We start from the raw sequence: 19,528 nt of genomic DNA, 5'->3' as shown, positions 1-19,528 counted from the left end.
TAGCAAGTAACACGTTTTGTAACTGATCATTTACTTTAAAGTATTGATTTTGTGTTATTTGTAGGGTTGACACTTAATTTAATGGAGATTAAAATTAGATTAAAATTCATTTCAAAAGAGCGCTATTTCTTAGAAAAGATCAATTCCTGTCTGGGTTGTATGATAAAATAATACAATTCTATATTAGATTGAATATATTTTACTTATATTAGATTATTTAATGATTTCAATTGAATATTTTTGGGTAGAATCTATATTAACCTAACTAAATACGATGAAACAAAACTACCTTCGCCTGGGAAGCCGGCCGGTTTTTTGCATGCTTCTCTTCCTCATCTCCCTCACAGCTTTTTCTCAGGATATCACCATCACCGGAAAGGTCATGGATGAACAATCCGGTTCGAGCTTGCCGGGAGCTTCGGTCACACTAAAAGGTTCGACGACCATTGGCGTCACTACGGACGCGGACGGCAAATATTCCATTAAAGTGCCTTCCAGCGCCCAGGTTCTGGTATTTTCATTTATCGGTTACAGTGCCAAGGATGTGGCGATTGGCAATCGAACGGTTATAGACGTGTCAATGACAAGCGACGTCAGCGCGCTCGAAGAAGTGATTGTGACCGGTTACGGTTCGCAGTCGCGGCGTGATATTACCGGCTCGGTAACTACCGTAAATGCGAAAGATCTTCAATCTGTTCCGGCAACCACTTTCGCACAGCAATTGCAAGGCCGTGCGTCGGGTTTGAATATTGTAAACGATGCTACGCCGGGTGGAAACGCAACTGTACGTATACGGGGTTTCGGTACGATTGGTAACAATGACCCGCTGTTTATCATCGACGGCGTGCCGACTGAAAACCAGGGTAACCTTAACCCGAATGACATCGAAACAATCCAAATCCTGAAAGACGCTTCGTCGGCCTCCATTTACGGTTCGCGGGCGGCAAACGGGGTTGTGATCATCACTACCAAAAGAGGAAAGATCGGTAAGCCGGTGATTTCCTTCAATGCTTATTACGGAACGCAGAAAGCATATAAGGACGTAGAAGCATTAAATGCCAGGGAACTGGGTGAATACCTCTATCTGGCAGATAAATATGCAGGTAAAACCCCTTCACACGGCCAGTACACCTACGGGCCCAATGGAGAGATTACATTGCCTGATTACGTATTCCCAAGCAAAGGAAAAGAGGGAACACCGGACGTCGACCCTGCGAAATACTCGCTCGTGCCGGGAAATATCTATGCCATTACCAAAGCAGCCGACACCAACTGGTGGAAAGAACTTACTTCCTCAGCACCCATTCAAAATTACCAGCTATCGGCGAGTGGCGGTACTGAGAACAGCCGATATGCACTGTCCGTTGGGTATTTCAGCCAGGACGGGGTCGTGAAATTCATCGGTTACGACCGTTACACCGTTCGGGCGAACACCGAATTCTCTACCCCTAACAAACGGTTCCGCGTAGGGGAGAACCTTGCGGTGTCTTTTGATAACAGAAAAGGGGGGTTTGGTAATAACCAGGAACAAAATGCGGTATCGGGTGCTTACAAGCACCACCCGTTGCTTCCTATTTATGATATCAAAGGAAATTTTGCCGGTTCCCGCGGGTTGAACCTCGGAAATAACTCCAATCCTTACGCGACGCTGTTTCGTGAAAAAGATAACCGCACTTATCGCTTGCGCGCATTCGGTAACGTATACGGGGAGTTCGACATTATTCCAAACCTAACCGTTAAGACGAGCCTTGGTATCGATGGGGTAAGCCAGCGGGGCCGCTACATCGGTCGCGCCAACCCCGAATATGTGGAAGGTAGCTTCAACAACGGCTCCACTGCCACCGATTATTATTCCTATCAATGGGTTTGGACGAACACTTTGAGCTACTCTCGCAATTTTGGTACAAATCATAAAGTGGATGCGTACATTGGGGTTGAAGCCATCCGGGAATTTGCCGAAGAGTTTGGTGCTTCCCGCTCAGGTTATGCATTTGAAATACCTTCCATTATCAACTACCTGAATCTTGGAGACGCTACCAAAGCGACCAACTACGGTGGCGTGAACCGGGATTACAGCCTTTATTCGCAATTTGGAAAAGTTAACTACGCTTTTGCGGATAAGTACCTGTTCCAGTTTATTTTGCGTAACGATGCCTCCTCCCGTTTCCAGCAGGCTTCCAGAAATGCCGTATTCCCTGCATTTAGTTTGGGCTGGCGTTTGTCGGACGAAAACTTCATGAAATCGGTGAGTTTTATCAACGACATGAAACTTCGTTACGGCTGGGGTAAAACAGGTAACCAGAAAATCGGGGACTACAATGCCTACACCACTTACCGGGCGGACATTTTCCATGCAGGTTATCCTATCGATGGTTCGGGAAGCCAGCCAACGATCGGTTATGACGCCTCTTCGTTTGGTAACCCCAATGCGAAATGGGAAACTACGACTTCCAATAACATCGGTCTCGATGCGACATTCCTGAACGACGCATTGACCCTCGAACTCGATTTCTGGAACCGCAAAACCACCGATATGCTTTTCTCGACGCCGATCACATTTACGGCGGGTGACGCGAATGCCCCTTCTTTCAACGTAGGCCAGATGACGAACAAGGGTATCGACCTTGGTATTTCGTATCGTAACACCGCAATGAAAGGCGAGTTGCGCTATGGAGCGTCGTTCAACTACTCGATGTACCGTAACACCGTAGATAAGCTCGACGAAAGCGAGAATACCAAATACTTCGGTGCAGGATCTCGCGTACCTGCGGTGACGCTTACGCAAGCAGGACTGCCGATCTCGTCTTACTATGGTTATAAAGTATTGGGGATCTTCCAGTCCGACGAGGAAGCCAAAGCCTGGGCGCCATATGGTTCCTATAATAAGGCAGGTAAATTCAAAATCGCGGACATTAATAACGACGGCAAAATTACTGACGACGACCGGACCGTTATCGGTAACCCGCACCCCGATTTTGTTTATGGCTTGAACGTGAATATCGGCTATAAAGCCTTCGATCTGACTGTTTTTGGTAATGGCGTGGTGGGTAACGAAATATTCAGCTACCTCCGTTATTTTACCGACTTCAACACCTTCCAGGGTAACCGCGCCAAACGTGCGTTGTATGATGCATGGCAGCCGACTCACAAAGAAGGTACCGTGCCCATTATGGATGCGGATGACCAGATCAGTAGCCGCCCTTCCAGCTATTTTGTCGAAAAAGGCACCTACTTCCGTTTGAAAAACGTGCAGCTTACTTACTCTTTGCCCAAGCCGATTGCCGCCAAGATCGGTTTCAGCAATGCGCAGATCTACATACAGGGACAGAATATGTTCACAGTCAGCAAATACACTGGTTTGAACCCCGAAATCCAGACTGGCGAGGACCGTACGCTCGGCTTTGACGGGGGTTATATGCCGGTGTCCCGGACATTCCTGCTCGGCCTTAACGTATCATTCTGACAACCGGTTTTTCTCTGATCTTAAAAATTCGATATATATGAATTCAAGACTTGTAAAATACATGCTATCGGTGGGTCTGGCAATCGGGATTGTCTCGGCTTGTAAAGACTCATTCCTGAGCCGCGATCCGCAAGGACAATATAGCCCTACGGCCCTCAAAACACCTTCCGGTGTCGAAGGCTTGCTTGTAGGCGCCTACGCGATGATCGACGGGCAGGGCCTCGACGGTCAGGATCCGTGGAACAACGACATCCAGAGCTGGGTTTTCGGCGGGATTGCCTCTGATGATTCCTATAAAGGTACCGACGCCGGTGACCAGCCCGAAGAATCGTTCATCGAGAAATGGGACTTTCAGCCTACCAACAACCACATCAAAAACAAATGGCGCGGATTGTATAAAGGCATTGCCCGTACCAACGACGTGATCAACACCCTGGCGGAAGTGCCGGAAGTTGCCGACGCGCGCAGAAAGCAGATTATTGCCGAAGCACGCTTCCTGCGCGGATTGTTTCACTTCGAAGCCAAGAAAATGTGGAAAACAGTCCCTTATATCGACGAGACCATTTACAAACTCGATGATTTGGAAAGTACCAAAATTCCGAACGACAAGGACATATGGCCGATGATCGAAGCTGATTTTAAAGCGGCGTCGGAGGGACTTCCCGAAGCACAATCGCAGGTAGGACGGCCTACCAAATGGGCAGCGCTGGCTTTTCTGGCCAAGGCTTACATGTACCAGGGTTGGAATATTTCTACCGGTGCGGCCAATGTGGCTGTTTTGCAAAAAGCGAAACCAATTCTGGAACAGATCATTGCTTCGGGCAAGTTTTCGCTGGCTCCCAAGTTTGAGGATAACTTCCTGATCGCGACCCGCAATAATGCCGAATCGATTTTCGAGATCCAGTATGCCGTTTCGAGCGCGTCGGGTGACGCGGCTGACGCGGGTGTAGGTTTGGCGCACCCGTACATCGACCCGTGGGGCTGCTGCGGATTTTACCAGCCTTCACAAAACCTCGTGAATGCATTTAAAACGACTGCTACCGGTTTGCCGATGCTGGATAATTTCAATGACAGCGATGTGAAAAATGACCAGGGTTTGAAATACAGCGATCCTTTCGAACCTTACACAGGAACGCTCGATCCGCGTCTGGATCAGACCGTTGGCCGTCGCGGCATTCTTTTCAAGGATTTCAAGATCCACGGCAGCGACTTCATCCGCGACCAGACTTACGCAGGGCCCTATTCTCCTAAAAAGCACATTTCCGAGAAAGCGGGCTTTGGTATCAATGGCTGGGGTAACCTTTCCAGCAATAATTACCGCATTATGCGATACGGTATGATACTGCTCTGGCTTGCCGAATGCGACGTGGAATTGGGTAACCTGGAAAATGCAAGGAAGCTTGTGAACCAAATCCGTACACGTGCTGCTAATCCTGCGGGTTTTGTGAAAAAAGCCGTTCAGGGCTCTAAATCGAGGGATGACTATACCGTCATGAATGAGCCGGCGGCAAACTATGTGATTAAAACTTATGACCAGGCATGGACAGATGCAGCTACTGCACGCAAAGCCGTTCGTTTCGAAAGCCGCCTAGAATTTGCGATGGAAGGCCACCGTTTCTTCGACCTGCAACGCTGGGGAATTGCGGCAGAGGTATTGAATGCCTATGTGGCTGTCGAAGCCAATAAAAGAGTTTACAAAAAGGGTGCAGTGTTTACAAAAGGTAAGAACGAGTTTTTCCCGATTCCACAGGAAGCGATCGACCGGTCGTACAAAGCCGGAGCAGCTACGCTCACACAAGACCCTGCGTATAAATGATTTGGTTAGTTAGAACCAGTATTTGTTAAGCGTTTGTAATCAGAAAAGCCCCTGCGAAAATGCGGGGGCTTTCTTAGTTGATGAAGTTTTTGGGATAACCCTAATTTACGTTGATTTCCTGCGCAGGCTTCTCCGAGCCCGGTACGATCGGCAGCATCAGTTGGAGGATGCCATTGTTATATTGAGCGCTGATGTTTTCGGTATCGACGGTATTGTCTATCATGAATGTCCGATGGAACGAGCTTTTGCTGAATTCCTGCCGTATCCAGTTGCGCTTCTCATTGAGGTTGTCTTTCACTTCATAGGAAATTGTGAGCTCCAACCCTTGCACATTGATTTTGAAATCTTCCTTATTGCGGTCGGGCGCGAAAATGAGCATTTCGTAGCTCTCATCGTGCTTGACAATGTTGACCGGCACCCGGAATTCTCGTTGCGGCCCGAAATGTCTGCCATAATGCTCGTGGCGCATTCCAAAACCACGACGTCCGAATCTGTTATCACACATAGTTTTTGATTGTTTATTGATGAATGAATTGTTTTAAACTTTTTGAGGCATTGGGTCTATCGGGTCGGCCAGGTATTCGCGCTGATGTCCGCCGAAATCGGCATTAGGATAACCGTAAAAGCCCGAATGGTAATGCCGCCATCTACGGTAGCGCCTTCTTCCGGCAATGAGCCTGAAAATCAGCCCAAGGAAGAGGAAGAAAAATATAGCCTTGAATATCAGGAATGGGAGTGCAAACAGGAACAAACCTGCCAGAACCGCGGCCCCTATGGATTTTAGAATGACGATGAACATGATCTTGTCTGGTTTTTGATGAATAATTGTGCGCCATTTGCGCCTACATCATTGCAGACGTCTGATTAAAGAAATTACTTTAAATGTGTCAAAAATAAAACCCGGCTGCCGGGGCCGGGTTTGTTATACATTACATATGCTCAGGTGGCTTCCTCCACCGGTTCCGCATTTCCTGCCGAAACTTGCTGCGTTCCTCGTCGGTCATATGCATCCATTTGTTTTTCCAGGCGAGCATCTCTTCGCGGTGCCCGCGACCGAAACGTCGGTTGAATCGCTCCCATTTGTTATGATGCCGGTGATGATCCGGCCCTCTGAAACCTCCGAAGAGTACTTTGCATAAAATGAACAGGCCTACTCCCTGCCAGTAGCTGATAGGATTAAAGTTGGCAGCAGCGGGCAAAATGGCATTCCAGAGCCATTGCACAACTGCTCCGAATGCGAATGCTGCGATCAGGACAAAAACCGGCAGCGCAAGCCGAAATCTTCTACCTCTGTTTTGCGGGTTCATCATGGTCGACAAATTTAATAATTTACAAACTCCCGGTACACGCTTTCGAGCCGTTCACGAAGATGACGGACAGCGTAGCGCTTGCGGGAAATTAAGGTTTTGATATTCTCCCCGGTGCGATCGGCGATCTCCTGGAAAGTCTGGTCTTCGAGTTCGTTCCAGATAAACACCTGCCGCTGGTTCTCCGGGAGCTCGTCCAGGGCAATATTCAACTGCTCCCAGAAAAGATCCTTCAAATAAGCGGTTTCAGGTGTATTGTCGTCGGCGAGGAGAATGTCCTTGAAATGAAATTCACCATCCTCATCTTCGTAGCTGAAATCTTCGAGCGATTCCGGCTTCTGTTTGCGGTATTTGTCGATGATCCGGTTGCGTGCCACGCGGTACAACCAGCTGCTCATCTGTTCGATCGCCTCTATCTCCGGAACTGTGCTCAGCTGGTACCATACGTCCTGCAAAATATCTTCTGCATCCTCGTCGGTATTGACGCGTTGCCGGATGAACCCCAGCAACTGCTTGCCATAGGATGCGACGGTTTGGATGATATTTGGCTTTTTCTGCGACAAACGGACTTTTAAACTATTACAGGTTAGCAGACGGCTGACTTTCGGAAATACTTTAACGGGTAACAAGATTTTTCTGTCACAAAAGCACCGCAGTAGTGGACCGCGAAGGAGCAGGAAATCAAAGGCTTTGTGGGTAATCGTGCCTTCGTCGTAAAATCCATTAACCCAGTATACTATTCAAAAATATTTAAAAAGTACAACAAATGGTCATTTGTACTTTTCTAACAATACTGTCAAATTTCAAACGACTTGCTGTACTTTTTGTAGAAACATATAATTATTTCAATATTTATATACTGCACTAAAAAGAACTTTCACTATTCGAAATTGCCCTTATTGACTTTTAATCACAATGTTGGGTACCTTTGTAATGTCCAAAGAGCAAAAATCTAAAAAGAGAGAATGCTTCGAGAGCTTGATCAGGTAAAAGCCTGAAAAGTACAAATTGGTAACATTGAATCAGACTTTAAACATTAAGAATAAAATGAAAAAAACTATCTTGGCAATCGCAGTTTTGGTGGGAGTATCAACTGCAAATCTTTCAATCGCTGCTGATAAAGTAAAAGAAAACAACGCATCTATCGAGCTTGTTTCCGGTGCAGAATTGAAATTCAAATTGTCCCTTGAAAACGTAAAAGAAAGATCTTCACTCGTTATCAAAGACTACACAGGAACAATCGTTTACAGCACTTCGATCCCTAAGTCTGAAAACTACACTAAGATCTTCGACCTGTCGAACCTGGCTGACGGAAATTACAGCTTCATCATCAACAATGGCAGCGAAATCTCTACAAAGCCATTCGCGATCTCGACTGAAACAAAACGTCAGGTAACAGCAGTTATCAAATAATACAAGCCCTTAGGGCATGAAAAAAGGCAGTCAGGATATTCCGGACTGCCTTTTGCTATTTATGGCGGCTTTTAGTAAGCCAACACTTTCTTTTCGTTGCTGCTCTGGAATGCCAGGTCGATGACACGGCAGGTGCGCAACACCTCCTCGGGCTTCACCGCCAGCTCGGCGCCGTGAACAATGGCGTCGTAAACATTCTGGTAGAACGGCATATAATCGCCCGCTTCACTCGCTACAATGCCCGTGTACGCTTCGCTGTACAGCTTACCCCAGCGGTCTTCCGGCTCCACGCCCCAAGGCTTTTCGCTTGGCAGGACATTCTTGCGCAAAGTCTCTTCCTGTGGGTCGAGGCCTCCTTTGATGAACGAGCCTTTTGTTCCGTGCAGGACATAGCGCAGGTGGTTTTCATACACCATCAGGCTCGATTTCACGATTACCGATTTATCGGCATAACCTAGGCGAATGTCGAAATAATCGTCGATTTCGCTGTTCGGGCGGACGATACGGATATCCGCGGTCACGGTTTCCGGCTCGCCGAACAATACCAATGCCTGGTCGATCAAATGCGGGCCGAGGTTATAAACATTGCCGCCCACCGGCACTGCGCGTTCTTTCCATGAACCGGCCACCGCCTCACGATAGCGGTCATACCGGCATTCGTATTCGATAATATCGCCCAACTTTCCTTCTTCAAGCAATTTCTGAATAGTAAGGAAGTCGGAGTCCCAGCGGCGGTTTTGATATGCTGTCAGTACCAGGCCTTTTTCTTTTGCCAGTTTCACCAGCTGACGGGCTTCGTCGGCAGTAGCGGAGAAAGGTTTCTCGATCACTACGTGCTTGCCGTTTTCAAGCGCGTCCATCGCGTACTCGAAATGCGTATCGTTGGGCGTGCATATAAAAACCAGGTCGATTTCCTCGTCGCTGAGCAATTCTTCCACGGACCGCGCATTGCCGATCGTCGGGTCAAACTCCTGCGCCTCGTTTTTGGACCTTTCGACCACGGTCTTGATCTTGAAATTCGGGTTAGTACTCAGGAATGGCGAATGAAAATACCGCCCCGACAAACCGAAACCGATTAAACCAACATTGAGAATTTTTGAAGGCATAGTTTTAGATTGAAAAAGGTAATGAGCTTATCCTAATGCTCACAAAGTTAGTCTTACATTTAAAATGGCGAAGTAAAATGTGCATCAAGGCAATGAAAACGCCACATACTTGTCACCCGACTTCGTATTCAGCTTACCGCCACCACAGGCTATGACGACATATTGCTTGCCATTCACTGAATAGGTGCTTGCCGAGGCGTATCCCGCAGCAGGCAATGCCGTTTGCCATAAAATTTTACCAGTCTCCTTGTCGAATGCGCGGAACTGCTCGTCGCGGCTGGCTGCGATGAAGATCAAACCGCTGGCAGTGACTAATGGGCCGCCATAATTGTCAGTACCGGTTGGGGGAATGCCTTTGGCTGTTAACTCCTTGTATTCGCCGAGCGGTACCTGCCATTTCCTCCGACCGGTATTAAGGTCGATAGCCGTTAAAGTGCCCCAGGGCGGCTGGCTTACCGGATAGCCATTCCGGTCGTACCAGCGGTTATACCCGGTGTGCTGATAAGGAACCTGCGTTTTGGAATCGATTTTAACGCTTTCCTTATTTTCCTGGTTGCTGAGATAGGCGATGATCGACTTTCGTTCGGCGTCCGAGATGTGCGTGAAAGATGGCATCATGCCGCGTCCGTTTTGCAGAATTGTCTCTACTTGCGCAGGTTTGAGGCGTTTTTCGAGGTTAGCGAGCGAGGGGTAGGAGCCGTCGTGGTTGCCCATCTTATCGGCTCCATGGCAGGCGGCGCAATTTATTTGATATAACTGAGCGCCGGTTACGCCGGCCGTGTTTTTAGGGATTTCTTTTTTAATCAGTGAAGTATAAACTGGTATTTCCTTGGCTGGAACGTACATGACGCCACTGGGGTCGGTAGCCGCGCCGCCCCACTGTGCGCCGCCATCGGTGCCGGGATAGAAGACGGTCATGCTGGAAGTGATCGGAATGTAGGCGCTGCCGGTTTTGGCTTTGGAAAGCACATCCACGAGCGAATCGCGGTCGGCTACGAATGCATTGAAATCACCTGCGTTGAATGTCTGGCGCGCAAATGGGGCCGGTAATGTGGGAATAGGCTGCGTAGCGCTTACTTTTTCACCTTCAATGCCCGGGAAATTGAATGGGGTTTCCTTGATTGGAAACAGCGGTTTGCCGGTAACGCGGTCGAGGACGAATACATAACCTTGCTTTGTGACCTGCACTACGGCATCGACACGCTTACCCTTGTGCGTGACGGTCACCAGGTTTGGAGGGCAGGGCGGGTCGCGGTCCCAGATGTCGTGATGCACGAGTTGGTAATGCCACAGGCGTTTTCCTGTTGCGGCGTCCAGGGCGAGGAGGCAATTGGCAAAGAGGTTGTTGCCTGGCCGGTTGCCTCCGTAAAAATCGTATGCCGCCGATCCCGTCGGAATGTAGACGATCCCGCGGTCCCGGTCGATGGCCATACCGGCCCACGCATTTGCTCCCCCGAAATTCTGGCGCGCGTTCACAGGCCAGGTTTCGGCACCATATTCGCCTTTCGCTGGTATTGTCCTGAACGTCCAGGCCAGCTTTCCCGTACGCGCATCATACGCACGCACGTCCCCGAGCAGCGCGGTTTCGTTTTCATTGACACGGGCACCGGTTATCAGCAGATTTTTGTAAATCGTATTGGGGGTATTCGGCGTAATGTAATCATCCGCGCCAGGGCGTTCGAGACCGGTTTTTAGATTAATGCGGCCATTTTCACCAAAGCTGGTGATCAATGACCCGTCGTTCGCATTCAATGCATAAATCCATTTCCCGGCCCCGAAGAAAATGCGCTTTTCGTTACCACCCGACCAATAGGTAACGCCACGGCTCGTCGTGCCGCCATTGTCGGCAATATCGGTTTTCCAGATTTGCTGTCCGGTCGCGGCATTCAATGCGAATGCCTGCGTCCCTGCCGAGACGCCGTACAGAATGCCGTCGATCACGATCGGGTTGCATTGCATTTGCGTACGGTTGCGCGCCGTATCGGCACCGCCGGACGCGTACGTCCACGCGACTTTGAGTTGCGCTACATTTTCCTTCGTGATCTGGTTCAGGGCAGAGTAATGGCTACGCGCGCCGTTACCGTTATACTCCGGCCAGTTCTGGTCGGAAGAATGGGTGCTGATCACAAAACCGCATAGCGCAGCAAACGATGCCGACAGAAGAACGGGGTTTGGTTTCATGGAATGCGGCTGGTTGTTAAGCGGCTGCCCAGAGTTCTTTCAGTTTTTGCAAATCGCGCTTCATCGCGTCGAAGACCACTTTTTTATCTACCGTAATTTCATATGCACCCTGATCGGCACCTCCCAGCGGGTATTCGAGGTGAAGGCAGATCGGCACATCCACTTTCAGGTCTTTCAGCAGTTTGAAATAGGTTTTGAAATCCACCATTCCTTCGCCCAGCGGCACGCTTTTCACCGCCCATTTACCACTGCTGTTTTTGTCCCAATAAAAATCCTTGATCACGATCGTCTTGATATGCGGACGGATCAGGTTGAAGCCCGTCTGCCAGGAAAGGCCGCCTTCGACAGTGGCATGGCGGATGTCGTATTGCGCACCCATGGTTTTTGGATTAGCTTTTTGAAGTATTTGCCAGATCTCGAACATCGAGGCGCCCACCATCCGGCCCGAATGGTTCTGGTAGCAACCATGGATGCCCAGTTTATCATTCAATTGACTCAACCCAGCCATTTTGGTGCCAAACTCCCCAAGCTGCTCAGGAATCGCTTTTTGCTCATTGTATCGGTACCAGTTCATGCGGTAATACTTGAAACCCAGCTTAGCCGCCGTTTCCAGCAGTTTTTTATCAACGGGATTTGCGGCGTCCTCGACGGCCGTACAAAACATCTGCGGGGCAAGCCCTACTTTTTTCATCGCTTCCACGGCAAGCGGAAGGTCTGTTTCCACTTTTTCGGGCAATACGTGGCCTTTCGGGCGCACCGTCAGGTCAATACCGTCAAAACCGAGCTCTTTGGCCACCTCGGCCATATCCTGGTAGTTCAGGAATTGCAGGTGTTTGGAAAATATATTGACTTTCAAATCATCCGCCGCCCTATTGGCCGGGTTTGCAAACGATTCTTGTGCCAGCGAAGGAATGACGGTGCCGGCGAGGGTGCTATTGATGAGGAATTCTCTGCGGGATAGGCTCATGGGCTTGTTCAGGATTTGGTAATGATGAAAATGTGTTTGCCTTTTGGCTTTAATGCCTTGCTGGTGAGTACAATGCGGGTAACCGGATTGCCGTCCCATTTGGTTTTGAAACTATTATATTCCATACCTTCGGTGGATGGTAATTCGGTGGAAACGGTCCAGGTCTTCGGGTCATAAGTGAGCGAAACGGTTTTTTTACCGGAGGTCGTCAGGATGATTTTGCCGGGTGTGCCGGTATCGACTTTGCAGACGGTCATGAATATTTGCTGTAATGAGTCCGGTTTCTGTTTCAGGGTGTAATCATCGGAGATTTCGACCGCATTTTTACTGCGATTGAGCTTTACCAGCCTGTTCCACTTTTGTATGCCAGCCTCCTGCGGATAGGCCGGAGCGATGTCCATTGCCAGCGAAACTTCCTTTTCAGAAATATTGCTTTTAACGTTCCTCGCATTAAACTGCTTACCGGCCGGCTGTCCGAACCCATTAATGACCGGCAGATTATGGTATTTGGATTGGGTAAACCAAAGCTCGTACCTTTTGGAAGAAAACGTCCGCGCCGTATAGTTACCGCGGCCGGCATCGACGATCACGGGCTCGCCATCGGCATACACAATAAAATCGCCGACATCATTATGGTTATGGCTTTCGGCATTGTGGCCGGCGTGTGTGGCCAGGTACAGGCCGTTGTCGGAGCGGGCGGTTAGCACTTCAATGTCGGAAAGCCATGATTGTGCTACTTGCTTGTAAGTTTTGGATTGATCTGGCTTCAATTCGGAGGTTGTGAGAAGGTTCCATACTTTTCTGGGGCGCTGGTAACCATTGCCGCCGGTAATCGCGCCGAACTGGCCGTAAGCCCATTCGCCTAGCGCAGTCAGTTCCGGGTCCTGAACGGCCTTTCCAAAGCGGTAGAGCATTAACCCGTCCGGTTTCAGCTTCGGGTCGGCATCGGCGAAGTTGACGAAGTAATCGTTCGCAATATGCACTTTGTAAACGTAAGCCGCCATTTTGCGGATCAGATCATTGTCATAAATATTGATTTTTCCACTGGTAGCGCTTTCCAGAATCGCGAGTGCATCATAGGCGCTGGCACCGGCGGCAAACCAGTAGCTGGGGCCTTCGTCACAACCACCGTCGTCGCCTAGACTATTGAAATACCGGTCGAGGAACACCATATACTGATACGCATTATCGCTGCGTTTTTGGGCGTCTTTTTCCAATAGCAAATCGGCAATCAGCAGGTTGGATACGATCCACGGGTTCCAGTTGTTCACGGGATTGGTAGTGCTTAGCCAGCCGTAGCGTTTGGCGTCTTTCAGCGGTTCGAATATCTTTTTATTGGTTTCAAAGTAAATGCGCGGCCTGATGAGGGGGGACATTTTATCCAGTTTCGCTCCCAGGAAATAATCAGTAAGTGCCAATACGCCTGCGGTTTCGGCGCCGAAAAGGTCGACGGTCGGATCCTGTACGTCGGGCAGGCCGTTTTTGGCTTTTTGCACGCTCAAATGCGCCGGTACACCCCAGTAGGTTTCTTCACAAATAGCCCATACCGAGTTCAGAATGGCTTCCATGAAACGGTCTTTGCCCTCCACAGCCTCGGCGAGCACGAGGCTCATCAACTGGTTTCTACGCCCGAACGACGCGGCTGCGTGTCGCTCGCGGTCGCCGCTGCGGGTAAAATCGAGCAAAAGGCTTGCCGTAACCATTGGAATAGGCTTTTCCAAGGCCTCTTCACCTGCTTTGATGATTTTCGCGAGTTCGGCCGGGTCGGTTTTGCTGCGCCATTCTTCGGGTGTTTTGGGGTAGGGTGCCCATTGATCAAGCGGAATGAGTGCTTCGCTGAATGCGCTCTGGCTGTACTTCCGGGCGAGAATGTTTCGCTGGGTGACTTGTGCGCCCGCAGGCTGGGCGCCCCCGGACAATGCTATCGCCAGGGCAAACGCCAGTAGTAGTCTGATCATAACGGCTGTGGTTTAGGAAGTTGAATGTAGCCTAACTATAAGACTCCAATATTCAGTAGAATCACTTACTTCGGCCTTTAATTTAAATTCAATTAGTACAAATTCCTGAAAAAATATGAATGCCGAACGTCTGAACCGCCGCGATTTCCTGAAAGCAGGTGCTGTTATCTCTTCCTTTATGATCGTGCCGCGGCATGTGCTCGGGCGTGGTTACAAAGCGCCGAGCGACATGATTGCCCTGGGCTTCATCGGCTGCGGGCGGCAGAGCGGAGGCTTGCGTAACCGATTTCTGGATACGCAGGAAACACGCATTGTCGCAGCCTCGGATGTGTATGCGGTCAAGCAGGAGGCATTTGTGAATGCGGCCAATAAATGGTATTCCGAAAAGCTGGGTCAGGGCACTTACAAGGCGGCTGTCGGCATGAAGGATTTCCGGGAGTTGCTTTCGAGCAAAGATATTGACGCGGTGGTGATAGCTGCACCCGACCACTGGCACGCTGCCATGGCCGTCCGTGCTGCCGAGGCAGGAAAGGATATTTATTGTGAAAAACCACTTTCCCTGACGGTTAAGGAAGGCCGGGCAATGGTAAATGCGGCTCGAAATCATAACCGGGTTTTCCAAACCGGAAGTATGCAGCGCTCGGCGCCTGAATTCACAAAAGCCGTGCAGCTGGTACGCAGCGGGGCTATCGGAACTGTGAAAAAAGTATATGTCAATGTAGGTGGCCCGCCGAAAGTGTGGGATCTGCAAGGCGAAACCAAGCCGGAAGGTCTCGACTGGGACCTATGGATGGGTCCAAATACGATTGAAAGACCTTATAACAATGAACTCGCCCCGGCTATGGATGCTAAATTCTGGCCTAAATGGCGCGATTACGTCGAATTCGGCGGCGGCGGCATGACCGACTGGGGCGCACACATGTTCGACATTGCGCAATGGGGCCTGAATATGGACGCGAGCGGACCTACTGAATTGGTTTATTCAGAACCTGGAAAAGGGTTGGTTTACAAATACGCCAACGGCGTAGAGGTAATCCACCGACCAATGGAAGGCAAGCAGCATTGCCATTTTGTAGGCACCGACGGCGAAGTATTTGTAGCCCGCGGAGAGCTGAAAACGACGCCCGAGCCATTGAAAGACAAGACCGTCAATGCGGGTGATGCCGGCGTTTATGTCAGTACCAACCATTATAAAGACTTTCTGAATGCGATCCGGACAAGGAAACCGCCGATTTGCGATGTCGAAACCGGGCATCGGACGGCGTCGGTTTGCAATATCGGCAACATCGCGTACGGCTTGGAGCGTTCGCTGAAATGGGACCCGGTGAAGGAACAATTTGAAGGAGATAAAAAGGCGAACGAGCTGTTGGGCCGGTCGATGCGAAAAGAATGGAAAGTATGACGCGCCGGAAGGCATAAAATTGTCACGGGTTTTTCCAAATTGTGTATTTTTGCAACATGATTGGACAGCCCACGGTTATTCGTTTTAAAGAACTCGACGAGCTTGCAAATGTATCCGAAGCGCTGCTGAGGCTTGGCGCGGAGACGCCCGTCTGGCTCTTCGAAGGTCAGATGGGAGCCGGTAAAACGACGCTCATCAAGGCATTGTGCGGCCATCTCGGGGTTACAACGCACGTGCAAAGCCCCACTTTCTCCCTGGTGAATGAATATGACGCGGGCGGCAAAACAATCTACCATTTTGATTTTTACAGGATTAAGGACGAAACAGAAGCCCTGGACATGGGCGTGGAGGAGTATTTCGATTCGGGGGATTTCTGCTTTGTCGAGTGGCCGGGGAAGGTTGAGAGCCTTTGGCCGCTGAATTATATGCAACTTCATCTGGAAGCGGATGAAAGTGGCATGAGAATATTGGAAGTCACCAGGGTATAAGAGGTCACATTTAGTTAGTTACAGTTTCACTTTCATTTTGCTAGTCAATGGCACAACCTCAGATTACCGGTTTTGAAGAGCTCGCCAAGCAGTCGGTGCTGTACCCCCAGGAATCGTTAATGGCCGTCCGAAAGGACCAGAATTCACTGCATATAGGCCTGCCGAGAGAGGTTTCGTTACAGGAAAACCGCATCGCGCTCACACCCGACGCGGTCGGGATCCTGGTTAGGAACGGGCACGAAGTGTGGGTAGAAAAGGATGCCGGCAAAGGAGCCAACCTGTCGGACCATGAATACAGCGAAGCCGGTGCGAAGATCGTCAGCAGCCCCAAGGAAGTTTACCAGGCCAATGTAATCCTGAAAGTGGAGCCGCTGGTGGAAGAGGAGTTCGGTTATGTGAAAGCCGGAACGACGTTGATTTCGGCCCTCAATCTGCCCGCTTTGGAAAAGCAATATTTTGAGAAACTGAATGAGCTGAAAATAACCGGCATCGGCTACGAACTGATCGAGGATAAGGTAGGGGGAAAGCCGATTATCCGGGCGATGGGCGAGATCGCCGGCAGCACCGTGCTGCTGATCGCCGCTGAATACCTTTCCACGCCAAACGGCGGGCGGGGCGTGATCCTCGGTGGTATTACCGGTGTGCCGCCGACGAAGATCGTGATCCTTGGCGCCGGTACCGTAGCCGAATATGCCACACGCGCGGCCCTGAGCCTGGGCGCCGACGTAAAGGTTTTTGACAAACATATTTACCGCCTGCAAAGGTTGAAATACTCGATCGGGCAAAACCTGTACACTTCCATTATCGACTCCGAAACGCTGGCAGAGGCGATCGGCCGTGCAGATGTGGTGATCGGCACGATGCGGGCCGAAAATGGCCTGAGCCCGATGGTGGTAACGCGGGAAATGGTATCGAAGCTGAAACCGGGCTCGGTGATCATCGATGTGAGCATCGACCAGGGCGGGTCCTTCGAAACGTCACGGATGACGACGCACAAAAACCCGATTTTCAAATACAGTGAGGTCATTCATTACTGCGTACCCAACATCCCGTCGCGCGTGGCGCACACGGCGAGCACGGCTCTCAGTAACGTATTTTTGCCGTTTTTGCTTCAAACCGGGACAATCGGAGGCATCGAGGAAATGATTTATGCCAATCGTTGGTTTATGAAGGGAGTGTATTGTCACAAGGGCACCCTAACCAATTCACACATCGCCCGCAGCTTTAATATGCGTTATAAGGATTTGACGTTGTTGTTAGCGGCGAGAATGTGAGAGCTTCCGGCTGTCGGCTTTTAGCTGTCGGCCTTTTGAATTTCTAGTATTTAACAAAAAAGCCGACGGCCGATAGCCAAAGGCCGAAGTACCATATGATCAACAATAGTAATGAAAATGCCCTGATGGATGATGCAAATTCTCCGGATTTGAATCAGAAATTGATGGGATACATATCGCAGGATTTTATCAAGGTCGCCGACCAACTCAAAGAAGCCTCTTACCAGATACGTAAACGCGGGTTTTCGGAATACCCGATCTTTGCCGTTACCAACAATGAGGTCGATCTCGGCGTACTGCTGATCGATTCGACGGAGTTGGCCAACAATTATGTTTACAAGGCGTCGTATATGCAGGAGTTTGTCGACCGCAATCTTATCGCACCGGAATCGGTGCTGCTTTTTACGGAAAATTACAAGAATCCGGAAGAGTTCTGCTGTCTGTTTGCATTGATAGGCGAGTTTTCGGGTTTCGTATATGTGCCTTATCCCGAAGATTAGCGGCTGGATGTCGATTGAAAATTGCTGACAGGCCGCTAAATAAACAGTTGGAACGCTTACTAGATTGTGGGGATCGGGTTCCCGGATTTTGTTTTAGTTTTATAAATTAATAATTTGAAACTCAGCTAAAAAAATCCCCCGTCTATGGAATCTAAACTACTTCTCGAGAAGGAACTCGAACCAATTTTCCTTCAAAAATTTCCGCCGTTTTCAGAGAGTGTTAAAGAATTTCTCGTACAATATGGCCCTTACATTATCCTTGTGCTCTCTGTTCTCGGGGTATTGGGCCTGGTCACGGCGTTGGGCGTAGGTGGCGCGGTTTTAGGGGCTGGGGGGCTTTCGGCAGGTCTTGCGTTCAATGCTTACGTCGGGATCGCACTCGGTATCGTTACGTTGGTCATGTACCTGATGGCCTTTTCGCCGCTCAAAGCACGCAAAAGAGCTGGATGGAACCTGCTCTATTATGCGCTGCTGGTTGGCCTGATCAGTAACCTTATCCAGTTGAGTATTCTCGGTTTCATCATTGGAGGAATTATCGGTTTCTGGGTATTGTTCCAGATCCGCGAAAAATACGCATAATATTAACGGACATGTGCCGGGCAAAGCGGGCGGATTATTCCGCCCGCTTTTTATTTTTGCCATTGATCAGCCAAATGAGGCTTTTGTACCTGTGGTTACCGCGACCCGGGAAATTACTTCGCATATTTGCGGTTACACCGTTTAGAGATTATGAACATCATAGAGGTAAGGAATGTAACGAAGGAATATTCCAGCCATACAGCCCTGGATAACGTCAGTTTATCCATTCCGAAAGGTTGTATTTTCGGGCTGTTGGGGCCGAATGGTGCAGGGAAGACGTCGCTGATCCGCATTATCAACCAGATCACCGGTCCCGACAGCGGAGAAGTGTTGTTCGACGGCGTGCCGCTTAACCCCAATCATATTTCGAGGATCGGATACCTGCCGGAGGAACGCGGGCTTTACAAAAAGATGAAAGTAGGGGAGCAGTTGCTTTACCTGGCGCAGCTAAAAGGCCTTTCGCAAAAGGAGGCGATGGAAAAGCTGAAAACCTGGTTCATTAAGTTCGATATCAAAACCTGGTGGGACAAAACGATCGGCGACCTCTCCAAGGGAATGCAGCAAAAAGTACAGTTCGTTTCTACCGTCCTGCACGAGCCCGATCTGATCATTCTCGACGAACCATTCTCCGGATTCGACCCGATTAACGCCAATCTCATCCGTGATGAAATTCTGGAACTTAAACAGAAGGGAAGCACCATTATTTTCTCCACCCACAGAATGGAAACCGTAGAGGAGCTTTGCGACCATATTGCATTGATCCACAAGTCGAGGAAAGTACTCGACGGCCCCAAAAAGGAGATCAAGGAGCAGTTCAAGACGCATACCTATTTCGTCGAATACAAAGGCCATCTCGACGAACTGGACCCCATTTACCAGATACTCGACCGGAGAGTAACCGAAGACGGCTACTTCCGTTCGGATATTCATCTGGGGGGAGAGACAAATGCCAATGCGTTGCTGCTCAATCTGCTGTCGAAAGTGGAGATCCGTGCGTTCGGTGAAAACATCCCGAGCATGAGCGATATTTTTATGAAGGCCGTTAATGAAGTTCCCGAAGCGTAACCGGGGCGC

General features: G+C 49.7%; 17 protein-coding genes. 9 read left to right on the top strand and 8 right to left on the bottom strand.

The window, feature by feature from the left end; translation table 11 throughout:
* Nucleotides 1-274: 274 nt before the first annotated feature.
* A complete protein-coding gene (locus IEY24_RS16025; RefSeq protein WP_188933836.1) occupies nucleotides 275-3,463 on the top strand; it encodes a SusC/RagA family TonB-linked outer membrane protein in 3,189 nt (1,062 codons plus the stop codon).
* A gap of 37 nt (nucleotides 3,464-3,500) precedes the next feature.
* Entirely contained in the window at nucleotides 3,501-5,279 is a 1,779-nt protein-coding gene (locus IEY24_RS16020; protein ID WP_188933834.1) for a RagB/SusD family nutrient uptake outer membrane protein, read from the top strand.
* 100 nt (nucleotides 5,280-5,379) lie between these two features.
* Here IEY24_RS16020 and IEY24_RS16015 read toward each other — a convergent pair whose 3' ends face one another.
* The 4 genes from IEY24_RS16015 to IEY24_RS16000 form a co-directional block, all read right to left on the bottom strand.
* On the bottom strand, nucleotides 5,380-5,784 hold the full coding sequence (locus IEY24_RS16015) for an Hsp20/alpha crystallin family protein (protein WP_188933832.1): 405 nt from the start codon (nucleotides 5,782-5,784) through the stop codon (nucleotides 5,380-5,382).
* Between the two features lie 33 nt (nucleotides 5,785-5,817).
* Nucleotides 5,818-6,078 (bottom strand): hypothetical protein, encoded by a 261-nt coding sequence (locus tag IEY24_RS16010; protein ID WP_188933830.1) that lies wholly within the window; start codon nucleotides 6,076-6,078, stop codon nucleotides 5,818-5,820.
* A gap of 130 nt (nucleotides 6,079-6,208) precedes the next feature.
* Nucleotides 6,209-6,589, bottom strand: coding sequence for a hypothetical protein (locus IEY24_RS16005; protein WP_188933828.1), 381 nt, complete (start codon nucleotides 6,587-6,589; stop codon nucleotides 6,209-6,211).
* 11 nt (nucleotides 6,590-6,600) lie between these two features.
* A complete protein-coding gene (locus IEY24_RS16000) occupies nucleotides 6,601-7,149 on the bottom strand; it encodes an RNA polymerase sigma factor (RefSeq protein ID WP_188933826.1) in 549 nt (182 codons plus the stop codon).
* A gap of 484 nt (nucleotides 7,150-7,633) precedes the next feature.
* Here IEY24_RS16000 and IEY24_RS15995 point away from each other — a divergent pair, with 484 nt between their 5' ends.
* Nucleotides 7,634-7,999, top strand: coding sequence for a T9SS type A sorting domain-containing protein (locus tag IEY24_RS15995; protein WP_188933824.1), 366 nt, complete (start codon nucleotides 7,634-7,636; stop codon nucleotides 7,997-7,999).
* Between the two features lie 71 nt (nucleotides 8,000-8,070).
* On the opposite strand, the gene IEY24_RS15990 is transcribed toward IEY24_RS15995, so the two are convergent.
* The 4 genes from IEY24_RS15990 to IEY24_RS15975 form a co-directional block, all read right to left on the bottom strand.
* The gene (locus tag IEY24_RS15990; protein WP_188933822.1) at nucleotides 8,071-9,105 is read right to left on the bottom strand and encodes a Gfo/Idh/MocA family oxidoreductase; all 1,035 of its coding nucleotides are present in this window, start codon (nucleotides 9,103-9,105) and stop codon (nucleotides 8,071-8,073) included.
* Between the two features lie 84 nt (nucleotides 9,106-9,189).
* Entirely contained in the window at nucleotides 9,190-11,286 is a 2,097-nt protein-coding gene (locus IEY24_RS15985; RefSeq protein ID WP_188933820.1) for an outer membrane protein assembly factor BamB family protein, read from the bottom strand.
* 16 nt (nucleotides 11,287-11,302) lie between these two features.
* Nucleotides 11,303-12,253, bottom strand: a complete 951-nt coding sequence (locus tag IEY24_RS15980; protein ID WP_188933818.1) for a sugar phosphate isomerase/epimerase family protein — start codon at nucleotides 12,251-12,253, stop codon at nucleotides 11,303-11,305.
* Between the two features lie 8 nt (nucleotides 12,254-12,261).
* Nucleotides 12,262-14,211, bottom strand: a complete 1,950-nt coding sequence (locus tag IEY24_RS15975; protein ID WP_188933816.1) for a heparinase II/III domain-containing protein — start codon at nucleotides 14,209-14,211, stop codon at nucleotides 12,262-12,264.
* A gap of 115 nt (nucleotides 14,212-14,326) precedes the next feature.
* Here IEY24_RS15975 and IEY24_RS15970 point away from each other — a divergent pair, with 115 nt between their 5' ends.
* From IEY24_RS15970 to IEY24_RS15945, 6 genes are all read left to right on the top strand, one after another.
* Nucleotides 14,327-15,613, top strand: a complete 1,287-nt coding sequence (locus IEY24_RS15970) for a Gfo/Idh/MocA family protein (RefSeq protein ID WP_188933814.1) — start codon at nucleotides 14,327-14,329, stop codon at nucleotides 15,611-15,613.
* 56 nt (nucleotides 15,614-15,669) lie between these two features.
* Nucleotides 15,670-16,101, top strand: coding sequence for a tRNA (adenosine(37)-N6)-threonylcarbamoyltransferase complex ATPase subunit type 1 TsaE (gene tsaE / locus IEY24_RS15965; RefSeq protein ID WP_188933812.1), 432 nt, complete (start codon nucleotides 15,670-15,672; stop codon nucleotides 16,099-16,101).
* Between the two features lie 47 nt (nucleotides 16,102-16,148).
* Nucleotides 16,149-17,375, top strand: coding sequence for an alanine dehydrogenase (locus IEY24_RS15960; protein ID WP_188933810.1), 1,227 nt, complete (start codon nucleotides 16,149-16,151; stop codon nucleotides 17,373-17,375).
* A gap of 95 nt (nucleotides 17,376-17,470) precedes the next feature.
* Complete coding sequence (locus IEY24_RS15955) at nucleotides 17,471-17,875, top strand: hypothetical protein (RefSeq protein ID WP_188933809.1); 405 nt, start codon at nucleotides 17,471-17,473, stop codon at nucleotides 17,873-17,875.
* 144 nt (nucleotides 17,876-18,019) lie between these two features.
* Entirely contained in the window at nucleotides 18,020-18,454 is a 435-nt protein-coding gene (locus tag IEY24_RS15950) for a hypothetical protein (RefSeq protein WP_188933808.1), read from the top strand.
* Between the two features lie 150 nt (nucleotides 18,455-18,604).
* Nucleotides 18,605-19,519, top strand: a complete 915-nt coding sequence (locus IEY24_RS15945) for an ABC transporter ATP-binding protein (RefSeq protein ID WP_188933807.1) — start codon at nucleotides 18,605-18,607, stop codon at nucleotides 19,517-19,519.
* The last annotated feature ends 9 nt before the right edge of the window (nucleotides 19,520-19,528 follow it).

It is taken from the genome of Dyadobacter endophyticus (genome assembly GCF_014641595.1).
Classification (GTDB): domain Bacteria; phylum Bacteroidota; class Bacteroidia; order Cytophagales; family Spirosomataceae; genus Dyadobacter; species Dyadobacter endophyticus.
Note: the sequence above shows the minus strand (reverse complement) of the source record. Positions and strands in the feature narration are given on the sequence as shown.

Excerpts from the sequence above, each read along its gene's own strand:
- IEY24_RS15990 (WP_188933822.1), bottom strand. The coding sequence starts at position 9,105 with ATGCCTTCAAAAATTCTCAATGTTGGTTTAATCGGTTTCGGTTTGTCG.
- IEY24_RS15995 (WP_188933824.1), top strand. The coding sequence starts at position 7,634 with ATGAAAAAAACTATCTTGGCAATCGCAGTTTTGGTGGGAGTATCAACT.
- IEY24_RS15975 (WP_188933816.1), bottom strand. The coding sequence starts at position 14,211 with ATGATCAGACTACTACTGGCGTTTGCCCTGGCGATAGCATTGTCCGGG.
- IEY24_RS16020 (WP_188933834.1), top strand. The coding sequence starts at position 3,501 with ATGAATTCAAGACTTGTAAAATACATGCTATCGGTGGGTCTGGCAATC.
- IEY24_RS15960 (WP_188933810.1), top strand. The coding sequence starts at position 16,149 with ATGGCACAACCTCAGATTACCGGTTTTGAAGAGCTCGCCAAGCAGTCG.
- IEY24_RS15955 (WP_188933809.1), top strand. The coding sequence starts at position 17,471 with ATGATCAACAATAGTAATGAAAATGCCCTGATGGATGATGCAAATTCT.
- IEY24_RS15980 (WP_188933818.1), bottom strand. The coding sequence starts at position 12,253 with ATGAGCCTATCCCGCAGAGAATTCCTCATCAATAGCACCCTCGCCGGC.
- IEY24_RS15945 (WP_188933807.1), top strand. The coding sequence starts at position 18,605 with ATGAACATCATAGAGGTAAGGAATGTAACGAAGGAATATTCCAGCCAT.
- tsaE (WP_188933812.1), top strand. The coding sequence starts at position 15,670 with ATGATTGGACAGCCCACGGTTATTCGTTTTAAAGAACTCGACGAGCTT.
- IEY24_RS16015 (WP_188933832.1), bottom strand. The coding sequence starts at position 5,784 with ATGTGTGATAACAGATTCGGACGTCGTGGTTTTGGAATGCGCCACGAG.
- IEY24_RS16005 (WP_188933828.1), bottom strand. The coding sequence starts at position 6,589 with ATGATGAACCCGCAAAACAGAGGTAGAAGATTTCGGCTTGCGCTGCCG.
- IEY24_RS16010 (WP_188933830.1), bottom strand. The coding sequence starts at position 6,078 with ATGTTCATCGTCATTCTAAAATCCATAGGGGCCGCGGTTCTGGCAGGT.
- IEY24_RS16025 (WP_188933836.1), top strand. The coding sequence starts at position 275 with ATGAAACAAAACTACCTTCGCCTGGGAAGCCGGCCGGTTTTTTGCATG.
- IEY24_RS15950 (WP_188933808.1), top strand. The coding sequence starts at position 18,020 with ATGGAATCTAAACTACTTCTCGAGAAGGAACTCGAACCAATTTTCCTT.
- IEY24_RS15985 (WP_188933820.1), bottom strand. The coding sequence starts at position 11,286 with ATGAAACCAAACCCCGTTCTTCTGTCGGCATCGTTTGCTGCGCTATGC.
- IEY24_RS15970 (WP_188933814.1), top strand. The coding sequence starts at position 14,327 with ATGAATGCCGAACGTCTGAACCGCCGCGATTTCCTGAAAGCAGGTGCT.